General features: G+C 73.0%; 19 protein-coding genes. 13 read left to right on the forward strand and 6 right to left on the reverse strand.

Translation table 11 applies throughout. The features are described 5' to 3' along the window. The first annotated feature begins 16 nt into the window (after positions 1 to 16). From rpmB to PV342_RS01320, 4 genes are all read left to right on the forward strand, one after another. Entirely contained in the window at positions 17 to 253 is a 237-nt protein-coding gene (gene rpmB / locus PV342_RS01305) for a 50S ribosomal protein L28 (RefSeq protein ID WP_361013057.1), read from the forward strand. Next, on the forward strand, positions 253 to 558 hold the full coding sequence (gene rpsN / locus PV342_RS01310) for a 30S ribosomal protein S14 (RefSeq protein WP_400796906.1): 306 nt from the start codon (positions 253 to 255) through the stop codon (positions 556 to 558). The genes rpmB and rpsN overlap by 1 nt, the downstream gene beginning before the upstream one ends. A 64-nt stretch (positions 559 to 622) precedes the next feature. Beyond that, positions 623 to 889: a type B 50S ribosomal protein L31 gene (locus tag PV342_RS01315; RefSeq protein WP_400796904.1), complete on the forward strand. Its 267-nt coding sequence runs from the start codon at positions 623 to 625 to the stop codon at positions 887 to 889. Between the two features lie 160 nt (positions 890 to 1,049). Continuing rightward, entirely contained in the window at positions 1,050 to 1,289 is a 240-nt protein-coding gene (locus tag PV342_RS01320) for a DUF397 domain-containing protein (RefSeq protein ID WP_391578522.1), read from the forward strand. Positions 1,290 to 1,348: 59 nt separating this feature from the next. On the opposite strand, the gene PV342_RS01325 is transcribed toward PV342_RS01320, so the two are convergent. Next, the gene (locus PV342_RS01325) at positions 1,349 to 1,504 is read right to left on the reverse strand and encodes a DUF2283 domain-containing protein (protein ID WP_500315603.1); all 156 of its coding nucleotides are present in this window, start codon (positions 1,502 to 1,504) and stop codon (positions 1,349 to 1,351) included. 464 nt (positions 1,505 to 1,968) lie between these two features. On the opposite strand from PV342_RS01325, the gene PV342_RS01330 reads away from it, so the two are divergent. Next, entirely contained in the window at positions 1,969 to 3,177 is a 1,209-nt protein-coding gene (locus PV342_RS01330; protein WP_500315604.1) for an acyltransferase family protein, read from the forward strand. A 139-nt stretch (positions 3,178 to 3,316) separates the two neighbouring features. On the opposite strand, the gene PV342_RS01335 is transcribed toward PV342_RS01330, so the two are convergent. Continuing rightward, entirely contained in the window at positions 3,317 to 4,132 is an 816-nt protein-coding gene (locus PV342_RS01335; protein WP_500315605.1) for an NADPH-dependent F420 reductase, read from the reverse strand. Positions 4,133 to 4,354: 222 nt separating this feature from the next. Here PV342_RS01335 and PV342_RS01340 point away from each other — a divergent pair, with 222 nt between their 5' ends. The 5 genes from PV342_RS01340 (at position 4,355) to PV342_RS01360 (ending at position 10,920) form a co-directional block, all read left to right on the forward strand. After that, on the forward strand, positions 4,355 to 5,782 hold the full coding sequence (locus PV342_RS01340; RefSeq protein ID WP_500315606.1) for a hypothetical protein: 1,428 nt from the start codon (positions 4,355 to 4,357) through the stop codon (positions 5,780 to 5,782). A 75-nt stretch (positions 5,783 to 5,857) separates the two neighbouring features. Then, positions 5,858 to 7,111 (forward strand): AAA family ATPase, encoded by a 1,254-nt coding sequence (locus PV342_RS01345; RefSeq protein ID WP_386994471.1) that lies wholly within the window; start codon positions 5,858 to 5,860, stop codon positions 7,109 to 7,111. Further along, a complete protein-coding gene (locus PV342_RS01350) occupies positions 7,108 to 8,367 on the forward strand; it encodes a vWA domain-containing protein (protein ID WP_400796889.1) in 1,260 nt (419 codons plus the stop codon). The genes PV342_RS01345 and PV342_RS01350 overlap by 4 nt, the downstream gene beginning before the upstream one ends. A gap of 121 nt (positions 8,368 to 8,488) precedes the next feature. Continuing rightward, positions 8,489 to 9,901, forward strand: a complete 1,413-nt coding sequence (locus PV342_RS01355; RefSeq protein ID WP_400796886.1) for an APC family permease — start codon at positions 8,489 to 8,491, stop codon at positions 9,899 to 9,901. After that, the gene (locus PV342_RS01360) at positions 9,898 to 10,920 is read left to right on the forward strand and encodes an acetamidase/formamidase family protein (RefSeq protein WP_500315607.1); all 1,023 of its coding nucleotides are present in this window, start codon (positions 9,898 to 9,900) and stop codon (positions 10,918 to 10,920) included. The genes PV342_RS01355 and PV342_RS01360 overlap by 4 nt, the downstream gene beginning before the upstream one ends. A gap of 117 nt (positions 10,921 to 11,037) precedes the next feature. Here the strand turns inward: PV342_RS01360 and PV342_RS01365 are convergent, their stop codons facing one another. Together PV342_RS01365 and PV342_RS01370 are read right to left on the reverse strand one after the other, a co-directional pair. Next, positions 11,038 to 11,511, reverse strand: a complete 474-nt coding sequence (locus tag PV342_RS01365) for a carboxymuconolactone decarboxylase family protein (RefSeq protein WP_018560156.1) — start codon at positions 11,509 to 11,511, stop codon at positions 11,038 to 11,040. A gap of 93 nt (positions 11,512 to 11,604) precedes the next feature. Then, complete coding sequence (locus tag PV342_RS01370) at positions 11,605 to 12,195, reverse strand: flavodoxin family protein (RefSeq protein ID WP_018560155.1); 591 nt, start codon at positions 12,193 to 12,195, stop codon at positions 11,605 to 11,607. A 180-nt stretch (positions 12,196 to 12,375) separates the two neighbouring features. Between PV342_RS01370 and PV342_RS01375 the strand changes: the two genes are divergently transcribed. Further along, on the forward strand, positions 12,376 to 12,984 hold the full coding sequence (locus tag PV342_RS01375; RefSeq protein WP_386994465.1) for a flavin reductase family protein: 609 nt from the start codon (positions 12,376 to 12,378) through the stop codon (positions 12,982 to 12,984). Positions 12,985 to 13,082: 98 nt separating this feature from the next. Here PV342_RS01375 and PV342_RS01380 read toward each other — a convergent pair whose 3' ends face one another. After that, positions 13,083 to 14,303 (reverse strand): threonine synthase, encoded by a 1,221-nt coding sequence (locus PV342_RS01380; RefSeq protein WP_386994463.1) that lies wholly within the window; start codon positions 14,301 to 14,303, stop codon positions 13,083 to 13,085. A gap of 67 nt (positions 14,304 to 14,370) precedes the next feature. On the opposite strand from PV342_RS01380, the gene PV342_RS01385 reads away from it, so the two are divergent. Together PV342_RS01385 and PV342_RS01390 are read left to right on the forward strand one after the other, a co-directional pair. After that, a complete protein-coding gene (locus tag PV342_RS01385; RefSeq protein ID WP_500315608.1) occupies positions 14,371 to 14,763 on the forward strand; it encodes an alpha/beta fold hydrolase in 393 nt (130 codons plus the stop codon). Between the two features lie 43 nt (positions 14,764 to 14,806). Continuing rightward, positions 14,807 to 15,328 carry a GNAT family N-acetyltransferase gene (locus PV342_RS01390; protein WP_400796870.1) on the forward strand — a complete coding sequence of 174 codons (522 nt, stop codon included), beginning with the start codon at positions 14,807 to 14,809 and terminating at the stop codon, positions 15,326 to 15,328. Between the two features lie 3 nt (positions 15,329 to 15,331). Here the strand turns inward: PV342_RS01390 and PV342_RS01395 are convergent, their stop codons facing one another. Next, positions 15,332 to 15,940, reverse strand: coding sequence for a TetR/AcrR family transcriptional regulator (locus PV342_RS01395; protein ID WP_386994461.1), 609 nt, complete (start codon positions 15,938 to 15,940; stop codon positions 15,332 to 15,334). Between the last annotated feature and the right edge of the window lie 104 nt (positions 15,941 to 16,044).

A 16,044-nucleotide genomic window follows, 5' to 3' on the forward strand; every position in this document is an offset into this window, starting at 1 on the left:
GACCGAACGGACCGACATGCCCGCACACTGCCAACTCACCGGCCGCAAGCCCGGCTTCGGCAACTCCGTCTCGCACTCCCACCGGCGCACCAAGCGCCGCTTCGACCCGAACATCCAGCACAAGCGCTACCTGCTGCCCAGCGAGGGCCGCACCGTCCGGCTCACGCTGAGCGCCAAGGGCATCAGGACGGTGGACCGCATCGGCATCGAGAAGGCCGTCGCCGTCATCCGCGCCCGGGGAGGGCGGGTCTGATGGCCAAGGCCGGGAAGATCGCGAAGAACGAGCAGCGCAAGGCCGTCGTGGCGCGGTTGGCCGCGCGGCGCGCCGAACTGAAGGACGTCCTGCGCCGCCCCACCGCCACCCCGCAGGAGAAGGCCGCCGCGCGGCGGGAGCTGGACCGGCAGCCTCGTGACGCCAGCGCCACCCGGGTCCGCAACCGCGACACCCTCGACGGTCGGCCCCGCGGCCACCTGCGGGCGTTCGGCCTCTCCCGGATCACCATGCGCGCCGAGGCGCACGCGGGCCACCTGCCCGGAGTGCGCAAGGCCTCCTGGTGACACCGCCCCCCGGAACACCGCACCACCGGCCCCCGCGGCCCGTACGACACCTCACGGAGAACCCATGAGACCCGGCGTCCACCCGGACTACCGTCCGGTCGTCTTCCGCGACCGTGCGGCGGACTTCGCCTTCCTCACCCGCTCCACGATGACCAGCGAGAAGACCGTCGTCTGGGAGGACGGCAACACCTACCCCGTGGTGGAAGTGGAGATCTCCTCCGCGAGCCACCCCTTCCACACCGGCACCGCCCGCGTGGTGGACACCGCCGGCCGCGTCGAGCGGTTCCGGCGCCGCTACGGGAGCGGGGGCACGGCACCCGGCGGAAGCTGACGCAGGCCGCTGCCCCACGGCGGCGCTCCGGGACCGGCCCTGCCGGTGCCGGAGCGCCGCCTCACGCGCGCATGCGGCAGCGCGGGAGCGCGAGATGCACACGAGGCCCAATAGAGCGACGCTGAAAGGGGGAGTCCATCCGACAGCGACAGGAGATCCGATGATGGACGCGGGCAAGGCCGAGTTGTACGCGATGGACCTGACCGGTGCGGACTGGGTCGCGAGCAGCCACTCCAACAGGTGGGACAAGACGTGCGTGGAGGTCGCGGACCTCGGCGGTGGAGCGGTCGCCGTCCGCGATTCGCAGAACAAGGAGCTGCCGCCGCTGCGGTTCACCGCGCGGGAGTGGGCGGCGTTTCGACTGGGAGTACGTGACGGCGAGTTCGGCTGGGGACCTTGAGCCTCTTCCGGGCTGACGCACGTCGCACCGCGGTCGCCGCCAGGGCGGTGCCCCACTGATCAGGAGCCTTCGGTGTCCTGCCGCTCCGCGGACCGGAGAAGGTACGCGGGCAGCTTCGAACCGGCGGCCGGCACTTCGATGCCGATGAGGCGGCCCTGCTCGTCGAAGTCGAGGGTGATCGTGCCGTCGACGTCGACCGGATCGCAGGGATGCACTGGGCATGTGCGCGGACCTCACGCGGTCCTGCGGTTCGGTGAGGTACACGTACGCCGCGTTCACTTGTCCTGTCGCAGGTCACTCTGACCTTCGCCAAGTGGACGGGATTTTCTGCAATCGTTTGCCGGCTGGCGCTGTCCGGGCCGACGCCCCAGGTCGAAGGGGCGAAGTGGTGGTGCCGGTGATGCGGGTGGTGCCGCAACGGAGTTCACGTGGCGAGCCGCCAACTTTCCCGGCCGGCCGGCGTTCGTGATTGCCGACGGCTCGGATCCTGGCGTGGGTGGGGTTCACCGCCCGCTTGCCCCGCTGGGAACGTGCTCCATGGGCCCCGGTCAGGCACCCGGTCGTCCCCCGAGCTCCCTGACTTCCGCCGCCCTCGATGTGAGCGGAGTTCGTTGCGGGGGTGGCGCGCGGCGCCCGCGTTTCCAACACTGGTGACGTACAGGCGACGGGGGGCGCAGGCATGGCGACGCACGCAGGGCGGGCGCAGGCACCGTTGACGGAGCGGCGGCCGGAGCTGGACGCGATCCGGATGCTGGTCGTGATCGGGCTGGTCTTCTTCCACTCGGCGCTCGTATTCGCCGCCGACGACGACTACTACGTCAAGAACGCCGAGACCACCGAAGCCATCCTGATCATCGCCGGGTTCGGGGTCGTCTGGGCCATGCCGCTGCTGTTCCTCATCTCCGGCCTCGGTGCCTGGCACTCGCTCCAGCGCCGCGGCGCGGGCGGCTTCGCCGGCGAGCGGCTGCTGCGGCTCGGCGTTCCGCTGGTCTTCGCGACCCTCGTGTTGAACCCGCTGCCGCAGTGGCTGCGGCTGCGCTCGTCCGACGCCGACTACCACGAGTCGTACCTCGGCTTCCTGCCCCGCTTCTACGACGTGCACCTGGATCCCGAAGAGTTCCCCTTCCTCGTCCAGGGCGAGCACTTCGAGACCGGCCATCTTTGGTTCGTCGTGCTCCTCCTGACGTTCTCCCTCGTGCTGGTGCCGTTCCACCGGTGGTTGCCGCGCGAGCGCGTCCGCATCATCGGCGACCGGGTGGCGGAGGCGACCCTGCGCCGGCGGGGCCTGGTGCTCCTGCCGGCCCTCGCCTTCGCGGCGATCTGCGCCTTCGCACGGCTGGAGGAGGAGTACGCGGGCTGGCACCGCTGGTCGTACCTGCTGTTCTTCGTCGCCGGCTTCGTGCTCGCCGCCGACGACCGCTTCCGCACCGTGATGCGGCGCGACGCCGGGATCGCAGCCTGGCTCGGCGCCCTGCTGTTCGCGGCGGCCGGCCCGGGCTTCGCCCTGGCCGACGAGCCCTTCACGGAGATGACCGCCCTGGCCACCGTGTCACGGGCGCTGTTCGGTGCGGCCGGATGGTGCCTGGTGGTCGCCATCCCGGGCCTCCTCGACCGTCGGCGGCCGGAGCAGCCGCGCGCGGCGCCGAACCCGGCCCCGACGACGCGCCGGCGCCTCTATGATTATCTCGCGGCGGCCGTGCTGCCGCTGTACGTCCTGCACCAGCCGATCGTGGTCGCCGTCGCGTACTTCGTGATCGGCTGGTCCGCGTCGATCCTGGTCGAGTACGCCGTGCTCGTGGTGATCGCACTCCTCCTCACCCTCGCCGCGTACGAGTTGCTGGTCCGCCGCACTCGGGCGACACGCTTCCTGTTCGGGATGCGGCCCTAGGGGCTTCCCGAACGTGCCGGTCGCTGCTGCTCGTTGACGGCGCGCCCACCTCCGCCATCGGCCGATCACGGGCTCGTGACCTGTGCGAACGCAGGATCCCGCATGCCCCGCCGGCGGCGGACGCCGCGGGCCCCGGCCTTCAGCGGGTGGCGGCGGCGAGCGCGGCCCGGATCGTGTCGGCGGGCACAGGGACCCCCGCGACCTTCGAGAAGTCGGCCTCGTCGCCCGCGTACGGCAGACCGTAGACCGGGGTGCCGGGCTGGGAGCGCCAACTGTCGGCGAGGGTGCCGTAGTCGACCGCGTCGTAGCCGAGCACGTCGAGGAGGCTCGCCGCGTCCGCGACGGCGGCGGGGTCGTCGCCGGCGATCGGAAGGGCTGTCCGGTCGGGGGAGCCCTTGGGCCGGGCGAGCTCCGCGAGGTGGCGGAAGAAGATGTTGTTGAACGCCTTCACCACGTGGGCGTCGGGCAGGTGGCCCTGGAGCAGCCCGCTCTCCGTGGTCGTCCCGTCCTCGAGCGCGGCGATCCGGCCGTCGCGCTGGGGGTAGTAGTTGCCGGTGTCGATGACCGTCTTCCCGGCCAGCGGGGCCGCGGGGACCTGGTCGAAGGCCCCGAGCGGGATCGTCACCACGACCCAGTCGCCCGCCGCGGCCGCCTCGGCCGGGGTCGCGGCGCGGGCCCGGGGTCCCAGCTCGGCCACCAGGCCGTCCAGGGTCTCCGGCCCGCGCGAGTTGCTGAGCACCACGTCCAGGCCCGCGGCCACGGCGAGCCGCGCCAGGGTGCCGCCGATGGATCCGCTGCCGATCAGTCCGAGAGTCGCCATATAGAGCACAACCCCGTACCTCTCGGTTCTGTTTCCGGCGGGCCGCAAAAAGCGGGCAAAGGCAGCAAGCGAGGGGGCGAATCGGCGCGTCCGCCGGGAACGGACGGGTACGGCGGAAGGCCCCCCTACGGTCATGGGCAAGGCGTCCGCGCCGCCGGGCCACGGGAGGGCGCCCCCTCGCGCCGTACCGGACCGGCTGAGGGCCCGGACCTCGGCGCGGCGCTCCGGCGGGTTGGCCTACGGCACCCGTTGATCCAGGGGGGCCTGACAGATAGTGACGGTGAACGCTATGCTCCCGGCGATGACGACTGAATCCTCTTCCAGATTGGGGGACCCGTCCGCGCAAGGTGAGTGCTGATGCTCACTCAGACCGCGAACGAGGATTCCCGCCTCTCCTTCTGGCTGCGCGTGCGCGAGTTCGCCGTGCCGCCGTCCATGGTCGAGACCGCGACCGCCCGCCGCCGAACCGGTGACTGGGCCGGGGCGTGTGCCGCCGCCAGTATCGACGTCGACCTCGACCTGCGCTCCCTCGCCCGCACCCATGGCAGGGAACTCGCGGCCCGGGTCCGGGCCGACCTCCGCCATCTGGCTCCCGATCTGCTGCGCTGGCACATGCCGCGGGTCGCCCCCGACGGTCTGCTGCGCCCGGCACTGACCATCACCCTGGCCCGGTACGGGGCCTCGGCGCCGGGGGGCGGCGACCGGGTGCACCTCGTGGTCCGGACCCCGCCCGCGTGGGCGGACGGCGGGCAGCGGTTCAGCTTGGCGCTGTGGGACCCGGCCCGCCCCGGGGCGGGCGCCCGCCACCATCCGCACCACCGGCCCCACCGGCGGTTCCGCCTCGATCTGCACCGGCACCTGTGGGACGCGCGCAGAACCGGTGAGCTGCCGTTCCGCGCCGGAACCGGTGGCCGGCGGCCCGTCGATCCGCCCCTCCTCCGGGACCCGGAACCGACCGGGCCACTGCCGCCGCACCAGCGCTGCGCGGTCGACCGGTGGGAGGACGAGGCGCGGATGGTGCTGCGTGCCGAGGGCCGGACCTCCGGCACCGTCACCGTGCGCCTGGGCTCGCGCCACCGGCTGCTCGTGGACGTGACCGGCGCGGACGACGGCGCGGGAGGGCCCACCGCTCGGATCACGGAGGCGACCGGAGCCGGCGGCGGCAACTGGTCCCTGCCGGTGCTGCCGGACGCGGCGACCTGGGTGCCGCCGGATGTGGAACTGCTCGCCGCCGGCCTGATCGCCGCCGACGGACTGCACCCGCTGGTGGCGGCCGCGCTCGTGCCCGGCCACCCGCCGTCCGGGCCGTCCCTGCCGCGGGGCGGGCCGGGACGACCGCGCGTCGTGGAGTGCCGGGGCGCACCGCACCGGATCGGCCTGGTCGACGGTGTCCTGACGGCGCTGGACCACGAGCCGGAAGAGATCCGCCGGGAGGAGTTGCTGGTCGCGCTGACCGGCACCCCGCTGCCGTGCCTGCAGGCGATCGACCGGGCGCACCGGCGTCCGGAGTCCCTCTCCGACGTACGGGCACGCCTGGACCACGGCGACATCGGCGGCGCGCTGGCCGTCGTCGAGGGCCTGCTCGGTCCCGGCGCGGTGCTCCGCGACGGCCCGCTGCGGGACGAACTGGAGGCCGCAGCCCAACGGCGCATCGCCTACGGCTTGTTCCGGGCCGGCCTCGCCGGGCCCGCCCCCGGGCGGGTGCCGCCGCGCGCGTACCCCCCGGCGCTCCGCACCCGGCCCCGCCGCGGCCGTCCCGACCCGCGGTACCGCACCGCCCGCTGACCACGGAGTGTGCGCGGCGTCCCCGCGCACGCCCCTGCACCCCTTCGGCTTCACGAACCCCCGAGGTGATCACCCATGCCCACGCACGCCCGCTCCGTCCTGCCCTCCGACCCGGCCGGCGCACCCCAACTCGACGTCGCCGACGCCCTGTTGACCATGCTGCGCCGCACCACCACCGAACCCCGCCCCGACATCCAGCTGGAGGCCCTCACCCTGGCCGTCGCCGCCGACCTGCCGGTGCTGCTGTGGGGCGAGCCCGGGATCGGCAAGACCGCCGCGCTGACCCAGCTCGCCGCCGCGCTCGACCTTCCGCTGACCACGGTGATCGCCAGCGTCCACGAGCCGTCCGACTTCTCCGGCCTGCCCGTCGTCGGGGACGACCCCGCCGAGCAGGGCGTCCCGATGGCCCCGCCGGACTGGGCCGTACGCCTGGTCCGGGCCGGCCGTGGTCTGCTGTTCCTCGACGAGCTGTCCACCGCGCCGCCCGCCGTGCAGGCGGCCCTGCTCCGCCTCGTGCTGGAGCGGCGGATCGGCGCCCTGCGGCTGCCGTCCGGGGTGCGGATCGTGGCCGCCGCGAACCCCCGCTCGTCGGCGGCCGACGGCTGGGAGCTGAGCGCGCCTCTGGCCAACCGGTTCGTCCACCTCCAGTGGACCCACGACCACGACGTGGTGGTCCGAGGCCTGGGCGGGACCTGGCCCCGGGCGACGCTGCCCCGGCTCGATCCGGGCAGGCTGCCCGGTGCCGTGGACTTCGCCCGGCGCGCGGTGTGCGGGCTGCTCGCCGCCCGCCCCGGCCTGGTCCACCGCCTCCCCACCGGCGAGACCCGCCGCGGCGGTGCCTGGCCGTCTCCGCGCAGCTGGGAGATGACGCTGTGCCTGATCGCCTTCGCGACCGCGGCCGGGGCCTCCCAGGAGGTGCTCTCCCTGCTCGTCCGGGGCACCGTGGGGGACGGCCCGGGACTGGAACTGCTGGCGAGCATCGACCGGATGGACCTCCCCGACCCCGAGGAAGTGCTCGCCGACCCGGACGGTGCCGTACTGCCCGAGCGCGGCGACCTGCGCCAGGCCGTCCTGGACGGCGTGGTGGACGCCGTCCGCAACCGGCCGGAGAAGGCGCGCTGGGACGCGGCGTGGGCGCTGCTCGTCCGGGCCCTGGAGACCGGGGCCCCGGACCTGGTGGTCGTCCCGGCGACCACGCTCGCCTCGCTGCGCCGGGAGGACTGGGACGTCCCCGCGGCCATCGAGCGGCTGGCCGGAGCGGTGTCCCTGTCCCGGCGCGCCGACCGGGCGGCAGAGCGGTCCGGGCTCGTCGCGAAGGCCGGCCGGTGAGCGCGCAGGCGCCGGCGGCCCTGGACCGCGAGAAGCTCTTCGCCGCCCGGCTGTACGCCGCGCGGGTCCGCCCCTACCTGGCGACGGCGCTGTTCGCGCTGCACGTCGTGGAATCCCGGCGGGTGCCGACGATGGCCGTCGACCGGTACTGGCGGTGCTACGTCTCACCGGCGTTCGTGGACCGCACGCCGCTCGAGGAACTGGCCGGGGTGTGGGTGCACGAGGTGTCGCACCTGCTGCGCGACCACCACGGGCGCGGTGACCGCGTCGCACGGCAGCAGGGGCTGGAGGGCCCGGCGGAGCGGCTGCGGATGAACATCGCCGCGGACTGCGAGGTCAACGACGACGCCTTCGGGGAAGGGCTGGACACGCCCCGGGGCGCGGTGCTCCCGCAATCCCTGGGGCTCCCCGAGGGGAAGCTCATGGAGGACTACCTCGGACTGTTCGGGATCGGCCCGCTCACCCAGGACTTCGTCTGGCTGGACTGCGGCAGCGGGGCGGACGGCCTGGAACGCGAGTGGGACCTCGGTCCGGAGGGCGCCCACGGCCTGGGCGAGCAGGAACGCGACGCCGTCCGCTTCCGCGTGGCGCAGGCCGTCAACGGCCGCCCGGGCAACGCGCCCAAGAGCTGGCGGCGGTGGGCCGAGGAGGCGTTCCACCCGCCGCAGCAGTGGCGGGACCTGCTGGGAGCGGCGGTGCGCTCGGCGGCCTCCGGTTCCGGCGCGGGCCAGGACTACAGCTACGGACGGCCCTCGCGCCGGTCAGCCGGCGTGCCCGGAGTCGTCCTGCCGAGTCTGCGGCGCAGACCGCCCCGGGTCTGCGTGGTCATCGACACGTCCGGCTCCGTCAGCGACGCGGAACTGGGCAGCGCGCTCCTCGAAGTGGCCGCCATCTCCCGCGCGGTGGGCGGCCGCCGCGACATGGTCACCGTCGTTCCGTGCGACGCCGCGGCACGGATCGCCCACCCGCTGTGCAGCGCCGAGGACATCCCACTGGTGGGCGGTGGCGGTACGGACCTGCGCAGCGGCTTCGCGCGGGCGCTGCGCACCCGTCCGCGGCCGGACGTCGTCGTGGTGCTGACCGACGGTCAGACGCCCTGGCCACGGTCCCGTCCGGCGTGCCGAACGGTCGTGGGCCTGTTCCCCCGCCGGGGCGCGGGGCGTTCGTGGCGTGAGAACGACCCCGACTACGTGCCGGACACACCCCCGGACTGGGCCCGCGTGGTCGTCATCGGGTCGTCCCGGTCCGCCGGGTGACGGTCGCGGGAGGAGATCTCGTGTTCCGTCAGAATCCCTGTGCACAAGCGTTCCCCTGCGTCGGCCGCGGACCCTAAGATCACCCCGCCAGTCAGGGGACCGCGGCCGCCGGGGAGGCGACGTGAGCGACAGCGCACCTCAAGGGCAAGATCTCGGGAAGTACGGCTACACCCAGCAGTTGGCGCGGTCACTGGGCTTCCGGGACCTGGTGGTCTACGGCCTGGTCTTCATGGTGCCGATCGCGCCGTTCGGCATCTTCGGCGGCGTCTTCCAGGGCTCGGGCGGCATGGTCGCCCTCACCTACGCCATCGGCATGCTGGCGATGATGTTCACGGCGCACTCCTACGCCCAGATGTCCCGGGCCTTCCCGATGGCCGGGTCGGTCTACTCGTACGCGGGGCGGGGCATCGGCGCGCCGGTCGGCTTCCTGTCCGGCTGGATGATCCTGCTCGACTACATCCTCGTGCCGGCCCTGCTCTACCTGATCGCCGCCGTGGCGATGAACTCGCTGATCGCCTCGGTGCCGGTCTGGATCTGGCTGATCGGGTTCGTCGTCCTCAACACCGTCGTGAACTGGCTCGGCATCGAGATGACCGCGCGGATCAACAAGATCATGCTCCTGGCCGAACTGGTCGTCCTCGCGATCTTCCTCGCCTTCGGCGTCCTCGCGCTCATCGGGGGCAAGGGCAACGGCTCCGGCTTCCACGCCTTCTACGACTCCGGCACCTTCTCCTGGTCCCTGATCTTCGGGGCGGTGTCGATCGCCGTGCTCAGCTTCCTCGGCTTCGACGGCATCTCCACCCTCGCCGAGGAGAACCGCGAATCCGCCCGGGCGATCGGCCGGGCCATGGTGGCCGCGCTGCTGCTCGCCGGAGCGCTGTTCATCGTGCAGACCTGGATCGCGGCGATGCTGGTTCCCGAGGTGCCGACGCTGATCAAGGAGGGAGACCCGGACGGCACCGCCTTCTACGATGCCGCCCGGGTCGCCGGAGGCGAATGGCTGGGCACCCTCAGCGCGCTCGCCACCGCCATCGCCTGGGGCTTCGCCAACTCCCTGGTCGCCCAGGCGGCCACCTCCCGGCTGCTCTTCGCGATGGCCCGCGACCGGCAGCTCCCCGCCTTCCTCGCCAGGGTCGACGCCCGCCGCCGGGTGCCCGTCAACGCCACCTTCCTGGTGGCGGTGGTCTCGCTCGGCCTCGGTCTCTACATGAACTCCCGGGACGACGGCATCACGCTGCTCAGCTCGCTGGTCAACTTCGGCGCGATGACCGCCTTCCTGGTCCTGCACGTCTCGGTCGTCGTCCACTACGTCGTGCGCCAGGGCAGCCGCGACTGGTGGCGCCACCTGATCGCACCGCTGATCGGCTTCGCGATCCTCACCTTCGTGGTGGTCAACGCCAAGGTCACCGCCCAGCGACTCGGCTTCCTCTGGCTGGCGATCGGCGCCGTCCTGATGGCGGGTCTGCTCGTCGCCGGCCGGCGCACGGAGATACCCGACGAGCCCACCGCCGCCGAGGAGGCCGGACAGTCATGAACGACATCGACGTCGTACGGCTCCGCCCCACCCCCGAGCAGTACGCCTACGCCTTCGGCGGCCCGCGAGAGCCGCTGCTGCGCGTACGCCCGGGCACGGTCGTGGAACTGTTCACCGAGGACTGCTTCGGCGGTCTGGTCCGCGGCCCCGACGACCTGCCGAGCAAGGTGTGCGAGTTCCCGTACCTCAATCCCGTCACCGGCCCGATCCACGTCGAGGGCGCCGAGCCGGGCGACACCCTGGCCGTCCACTTCGTCGACATCGCCCCCGCCCGCGACTGGGCCGTGTCGACCACCTTCCCCCACTTCGGCGCGCTGACCACCACGCACTCCACGGCGATGCTCCACGACCCGCTGCAGGAGGTCGTCTGGCGCTACGGGATCGACCGCGAGCGCAACAGCTGCCGGTTCCAGGCCCGCTTCTCCGACCACACGGTCGAGCTGCCCCTCGACCCGATGCACGGCACGGTGGGCGTCGCCCCCGCGGCCGGTGAGGTCGTCATGAGCATCACCCCGGGCGCGCACGGCGGGAACATGGACACCCCGGAGCTGCGCGCCGGCACCACCCTCTACCTCGGCGTCAACGTGCCGGGGGCGCAGCTGGCGATCGGCGACGGGCACTGCCGGCAGGGCGAGGGCGAGGTGTGCGGCACCGCGGTCGAGGCCGCGATGGACACCGTGGTGGTGATCGACCTGCTCAAGGGCGGCGCCCCCGCGTGGCCGCGCCTGGAGGACGACCGGTTCCTGATGTCGACAGGGTCGGTACGGCCGCTCGAGGACGCCTACCGGATCAGCCAGCACGACCTGGTCGGCTGGACGTCCACCCTCACCGGCCTGCACCAGCTCGACGCGTACCAGTTGGTCAGCCAGGCCGGGCTGGCGCCGATCGGCAACGTCGTCGACACCAACTACACCGTGGTCGCCAAGCTGCCCAAGACCGTGCTGGGCGGGGCGCCGGCCTACGACGGGCTGCACCGGTCGCTGCGCGAGAAGAGCCTCGACTACCTCCGTACACGCTGAACCGCCGCCGGCGCCGCGGGGACGGCCGGGAAGCGCCGTCCGTCCCCGAACCGCGGTCGGGAACGGTACGGGGACGGACGGCCCGGCCTGGGCGACACCGGCGGCGGGAACCGCAGGTCAGCCGAACATGCCGAGCTGGTAGCCACCGGCCGGCTGCTGGTTGATCACGTTGATCCGGTTGTACGCGTTGATCACGGCGATGAGCGAGATCAGGGCGACCAGCTGGTCCTCGTCGAAGTGCTTGGCGGCGTTCCCCCAGACCGCGTCGGAGACGCCACCGGCGGCGTCGGCGACCCGGGTGCCCTCCTCGGCCAGCTCCAGGGCCGCGCGCTCGGCCTCGTCGAAGACCGTGGCCTCGCGCCAGGTCGCGATCAGGTTCAGGCGCACCGAGGTCTCGCCGGCCGCGGCCGCCTCCTTGGTGTGCATGTCGGTGCAGAAGCCGCAGCCGTTGATCTGGCTGGCGCGGATCTTCACCAGCTCCTGGGTCAGGACCGGCAGCGTGGACTCCGCCAGTACCTTGCTCGCCGAGTTCAGGTGCCTCATGACCTTGCCGGCGAGGGCGTGGCCGAAGTAGTTCACGCGGGCTTCCATGCTGAGCTCCTCTGCTGTGGGGTGGGATTCGCAGTGATGACCGGGCCGCCCCGCCGAATGTGACAGCGGGGCGAACCTGGCGGGACCGTCCGGTCAGGCGCCGACGACCGCGCGTCCCGCGGCGTAGATGCGGGCCTGCTCGGCGACCCGGCGGCCGAGGTGCTCGGCGGTCGCGATGTCGGCCTTGTGGACCTCGTCCGCACCGACGTCGGTGTGCGTCTGGGCACCCGCGCCGAGGTAGATGCCGAGGCGGTTGAGGTCGTCCTCGGAGGCCGAGGTGCTGTTCCAGCCCGGGTGCAGGCCGAGGTTGACCCAGGTCATGCCGTGCTGGGCGGCGAGGATGGAGAAGTACTGCAGGGTGTGCAGCTTGTCGCCGCTCTTGGCACCGGAGTTGCTGAACCCGGCGGCCAGCTTGTTCTTCCACGAGTGGACGAACCAGCGCTTGGAGGTCGTCTCCGCGAACTGGTGGAAGGCACCCGAGGCCGTGCCCATGTAGGTCGGGGAACCGAAGACGATCGCGTCCGCGGCGTCGAGCAGCTCCCACTGCTCCTCGGTGATCTCGTCGACCTTGACCAGGTGGACGACGGCGCCGGCTTCCACGGCACCGGCACGCACGGCTTCGGCGAGGACGGTCGTGTGGCCGTAGCCGGAGTGGTAGGCGATCGCGACGACGGGGGTGGTCATGGACGTTCCTCCTGCGGTGAGCTTTCCGGCCCCTCAGGGAGCCCTCATCCACCAGGACCGAACAGCTCCCACCGCTATGACGCCGACCGGCCGTTTGTGACGAGGAGCACGCCGGGGCCCGACACGCCGGTGACCGCCGGGCGGAAGGGATGGCGGGCGGCGGCCGGGAATACTGCGGCCATGCGCGTCGACTTCGATCCCGAGGCCATGGGCGGCCCCGCCTTCTACCGCTTCCTGACCTCCGTGGTCGTGCCCCGGCCGATCGCCTGGATCTCCACCGTCACCCCGGACGGCCTTTCCGAGAACCTCGCACCGCACTCCTTCTTCAGCATCGCCAGCACCGATCCGCCGATCGTGCAGTTCACCTCGATCGGCCGCAAGGACTCGCTGCGCAACGTCGAGGAGACCGGCGACTTCGTGGTGAACTTCGCCACCGAGGCGCTCATGCCGCTGGTCAACGCCACGGCCACCGACTTCCCGCGGCACGTCAGCGAGTTCGACCACGCGGGCGTCGAGCGCGAGCCCAGTCTGAGGGTCCGTCCGCCCCGCGTCCGCGCCTCACCGGTCGCCCTGGAGTGCCGCTCGCACACCAGCCTGCGGATGGGCAACTCCACCCTCGTCTTCGGGCGCGTGGTGCACGCCGTCGCCGACCGGGACGTCCTGGCCGACGGCCGTCCCAGCGCCCCGCTGCTGCGTCCGCTCACCAAGCTCGGCGCCGACGAATGGGGCACCCTCGGCGAGATCCGGCACCTGAACCGCATCCCGTACGAGGAGCCCGGCCCCCGGTGAGCGCCGGAGGGGAGCGCGGCGCCGATTTACGCCGGCGGCGCCGTCGAACCGCGGACCACCAGGCGGCAGGGCCGCGGTTCTGTCCCGGCGGCGTGGGCTCAGGGGATGCGGTCGGTGAGCTCCAGGACCGGCGGGTCGACCCGGAACGACTCCGGGTACTTGGCCGCCGCCCCGGTGTTCAGCACCACGACCTCCTCGTCCCCGGACAACCACCCCTGCTCGCGCAGGACCCGGACCGCCGACAGGGTCGCCGCGCCCTCCGGGCACAGCAGGGCCCCGTCGGCCGCGGCGCACCTGTCGCGGTCGGCGAGCAGCTCCTCGTCGTCGACGGCGACGGCCCGGCCGCCGGTCTCGTACACCGCGTCCAGGACGAGGAAGTCGCCCAGCGCCTTGGGCACGGTGATGCCGAACGCCACCGTGCGCGCGTCCTCCCACGGCTCACTGGTGCGCTCGCCCTTCTCGAAGGCGCGCACGATCGGGGCGCATCCTGAGGCCTGCACGCTCACCAGCCGGGGCATCGGCCCTTGCAGCCACCCCAGGGCACGCAGTTCGAGCAGGGCCTTGTGGATGCCGATGAGGCCGACACCGCCGCCGGTGGGGTAGACGATGACGTCGGGCGCACGCCAGCCGAGCTGCTCGGCGATCTCCAGACCCATGGTCTTCTTGCCCTCGATGCGGTACGGCTCCTTGAGCGTCGCCGCGTCCATCCAGACGCCGGGCTCGGCGGCGATCTTCTCCGCCACCAGCCGGCCCGCGTCACCGATCAGGCCGTTCACCAGGTACAGGCCGGCTCCCGCCGCGGCGCACTCGGCCCGCGTGATCGACGGCGCGTCCGCCGGCATCGCGATGAGCGCCTCCAGGCCCGCCCGCGCGGCGTAGGCCGCCCACGCCGCCCCCGCGTTGCCGTTGGTGGGCATGGCGATCCCGCGCGCGCCCAGTTCCAGCGCCCTGGCCACGCCGACGGCCGCGCCCCGCGCCTTGAAGCTGCCGGTGGGTATCAGCCCCTCGTCCTTCATCACCAGCCCCGGCACGCCGATCGAGGCGCCGTACCGCGGCAGCGGCACCAGGGGCGTCATGCCCTCGCCCAGGGTGACGACGTGTGCCGGATCGCGTACGGGCAGCAGTTCGTGGTAGCGCCACAGGCTCTGCGGGCGCCCCGCGAGGTCCGCGGGCGAGAGCGAGTCCCGGACCCGGTCCAGGTCGTAGCGGGCGAGGAGCGGCGATCCGCACGCGCACAGGTTCTGCACCCGGTCGGCGTCGTGGCGGCGGCCGCACCGCGCGCACTCCAGATGCGTCAGCGCACTGAATGGCAAGGTCATGCCTCCCTTCATACCTCGCCGGGCGCCTGGGATGGAAAGGCGCCGCCCGGGCGGCGCACGAGGTGCCATGGACGATGTGACGACCGGCCCCCCGCCCGCGGAACGCCGCGAGGGCGAGGTGGTCACCAACGACGGGGTGCGCCTGCGCTGCACGGAGGCGGCCGTCTGGGGCACCACTCGTCCTCGTCCCCGGTTTCGCGCAGAGCGCCGCCGAGTTCGGCCCGCAGATCGACGGGCTGAGCAGCGGCCGCCGCCGCGTGATCGCACCGGACGCTTCTTCCCGCCCGGGACGACCGAGTGGGTCGCCTCCCTCGTCCCGGACGCGCGGGCCCGCGTCTTCTGCGCGGCCGAGGGCGGCAGCCACCTGATGTTCCGGGAGAATCCGGCCCTGTTCAACCGCGTGGTGGCAGGCTTCCTCGACGAGACCGTGACGGGGACCGGCGCTGGGCGACCCGGATAATCCGGGTGCGGCAGGCTCGCCACGCCTGATATCCCTTCGGGCCATGAGTGATCTTGCGACAGCACGGCTCGTGCTCCATCCGATGACCGCCGCCGAGGCCGAGCGCGTGCTGGCGGGCGAACCGGACGACGCTGCCCGCTGGGCGTCCGGATACCCCGCCGAGGGGGATGTGTTCGCCGCCCGGCGCCTGCTGGAGACCTTCGCGGGCCCCGGCGACCCCCGGCCGTTCGGCAACTACGAGATCCGCCGCCGCGAGGACGGCCGGGTGATCGGCGGCATCGGCTTCCACGGCGCCCCGGACGAGAACGGCGACGTCACCATCGGCTACGGCCTCGTCCCGTCGGCGCGGGGCAGCGGATACGCCTCCGAAGCCCTGCGCGGACTGCTGCTGTTCGCGCGGGAGTGCGGCGTCACCCGTGTGAAGGGCGGTGCCGACCTGGACAACATCGCCTCGCATCACGTCATGACCGCGGCCGGCATGCGGCCGGCCGGACAGGACGAACGCGTCAGGTACTTCGCCATCACCTGGACCGGCGCGGGGACGGACACCGACCCGCGGGCCTGAGCGTCACCGGCCCGGGACGGGACCGTGCCGGCGCACCAGGGGCAGGTACACCTCGTCCACGATCTCCACCAGGACGTCGTCCGGCGCCGTGGGCACCCCGCGCACGACGAACTCGTTGCGCAGCAGGACGACCGCCACGGTGGCGACCCTGGGACGGAGCGCCTCGGGAGCGGCCTGACCGCGGGCGATCGCGCGGCCCAGGACCGTCAGCCACGGGGCGGCGACGGCGTCGCCGGACTGGTCCTGCAACTGCCCCAGGAATTCCGCCGCGCCGCCGGCCGCGGCGAGCAGTTCGCGCAGGATCGCGCCCAGGGGCGAACTCCAGTGGCGGTTCGCCCCGCGCAGCAACTCCAGGACGTCCTCCCGCAGATCGCCCGTGTCGGGGAGGGGGACGGACGTCGTCATGCGCCGGTAGGCGGCGATCCCCAGGGCGAGGCGGTGGGGCCAGCGGCGGTAGATGGCGTTCTTGTTGGTCCCGGCCCGGGCGGCGACCTTGTCCATGGTCAGCCCGGCGTAGCCGGACTCCGCGAGCTCGTCCACCGCGGCACCGAGAATCGCCTCCTCCAGGGCCGCTCCGCGCCGGCGCGTCTGCCCCGTGGGGTCCCCTGGCACGGCTCCTCCCCTCATCGGTACGGCACGTACCTTCCGATTCTCCTTTCTGCCCGGGCTCCTCGGCAATTAGGGTACTTGCCGTACCGTAAATCTTCCGTTGAGAG

The sequence above is a fragment of the Streptomyces sp. PA03-3a genome, assembly GCF_033792735.1.
Lineage (GTDB): Bacteria > Actinomycetota > Actinomycetes > Streptomycetales > Streptomycetaceae > Actinacidiphila.

Bases quoted from the DNA above. Each gene is read 5' to 3' on its own strand.
- PV342_RS01360 (WP_500315607.1), top strand. From the start codon at position 9,898: ATGAACGACATCGACGTCGTACGGCTCCGCCCCACCCCCGAGCAGTAC.
- PV342_RS01365 (WP_018560156.1), bottom strand. From the start codon at position 11,511: ATGGAAGCCCGCGTGAACTACTTCGGCCACGCCCTCGCCGGCAAGGTC.
- PV342_RS01390 (WP_400796870.1), top strand. From the start codon at position 14,807: ATGAGTGATCTTGCGACAGCACGGCTCGTGCTCCATCCGATGACCGCC.
- PV342_RS01370 (WP_018560155.1), bottom strand. From the start codon at position 12,195: ATGACCACCCCCGTCGTCGCGATCGCCTACCACTCCGGCTACGGCCAC.
- PV342_RS01340 (WP_500315606.1), top strand. From the start codon at position 4,355: ATGCTCACTCAGACCGCGAACGAGGATTCCCGCCTCTCCTTCTGGCTG.
- PV342_RS01375 (WP_386994465.1), top strand. From the start codon at position 12,376: ATGCGCGTCGACTTCGATCCCGAGGCCATGGGCGGCCCCGCCTTCTAC.
- rpsN (WP_400796906.1), top strand. From the start codon at position 253: ATGGCCAAGGCCGGGAAGATCGCGAAGAACGAGCAGCGCAAGGCCGTC.
- PV342_RS01380 (WP_386994463.1), bottom strand. From the start codon at position 14,303: ATGACCTTGCCATTCAGTGCGCTGACGCATCTGGAGTGCGCGCGGTGC.
- PV342_RS01385 (WP_500315608.1), top strand. From the start codon at position 14,371: ATGGACGATGTGACGACCGGCCCCCCGCCCGCGGAACGCCGCGAGGGC.
- PV342_RS01315 (WP_400796904.1), top strand. From the start codon at position 623: ATGAGACCCGGCGTCCACCCGGACTACCGTCCGGTCGTCTTCCGCGAC.
- rpmB (WP_361013057.1), top strand. From the start codon at position 17: ATGCCCGCACACTGCCAACTCACCGGCCGCAAGCCCGGCTTCGGCAAC.
- PV342_RS01330 (WP_500315604.1), top strand. From the start codon at position 1,969: ATGGCGACGCACGCAGGGCGGGCGCAGGCACCGTTGACGGAGCGGCGG.
- PV342_RS01320 (WP_391578522.1), top strand. From the start codon at position 1,050: ATGATGGACGCGGGCAAGGCCGAGTTGTACGCGATGGACCTGACCGGT.
- PV342_RS01345 (WP_386994471.1), top strand. From the start codon at position 5,858: ATGCCCACGCACGCCCGCTCCGTCCTGCCCTCCGACCCGGCCGGCGCA.
- PV342_RS01335 (WP_500315605.1), bottom strand. From the start codon at position 4,132: ATGACCGTAGGGGGGCCTTCCGCCGTACCCGTCCGTTCCCGGCGGACG.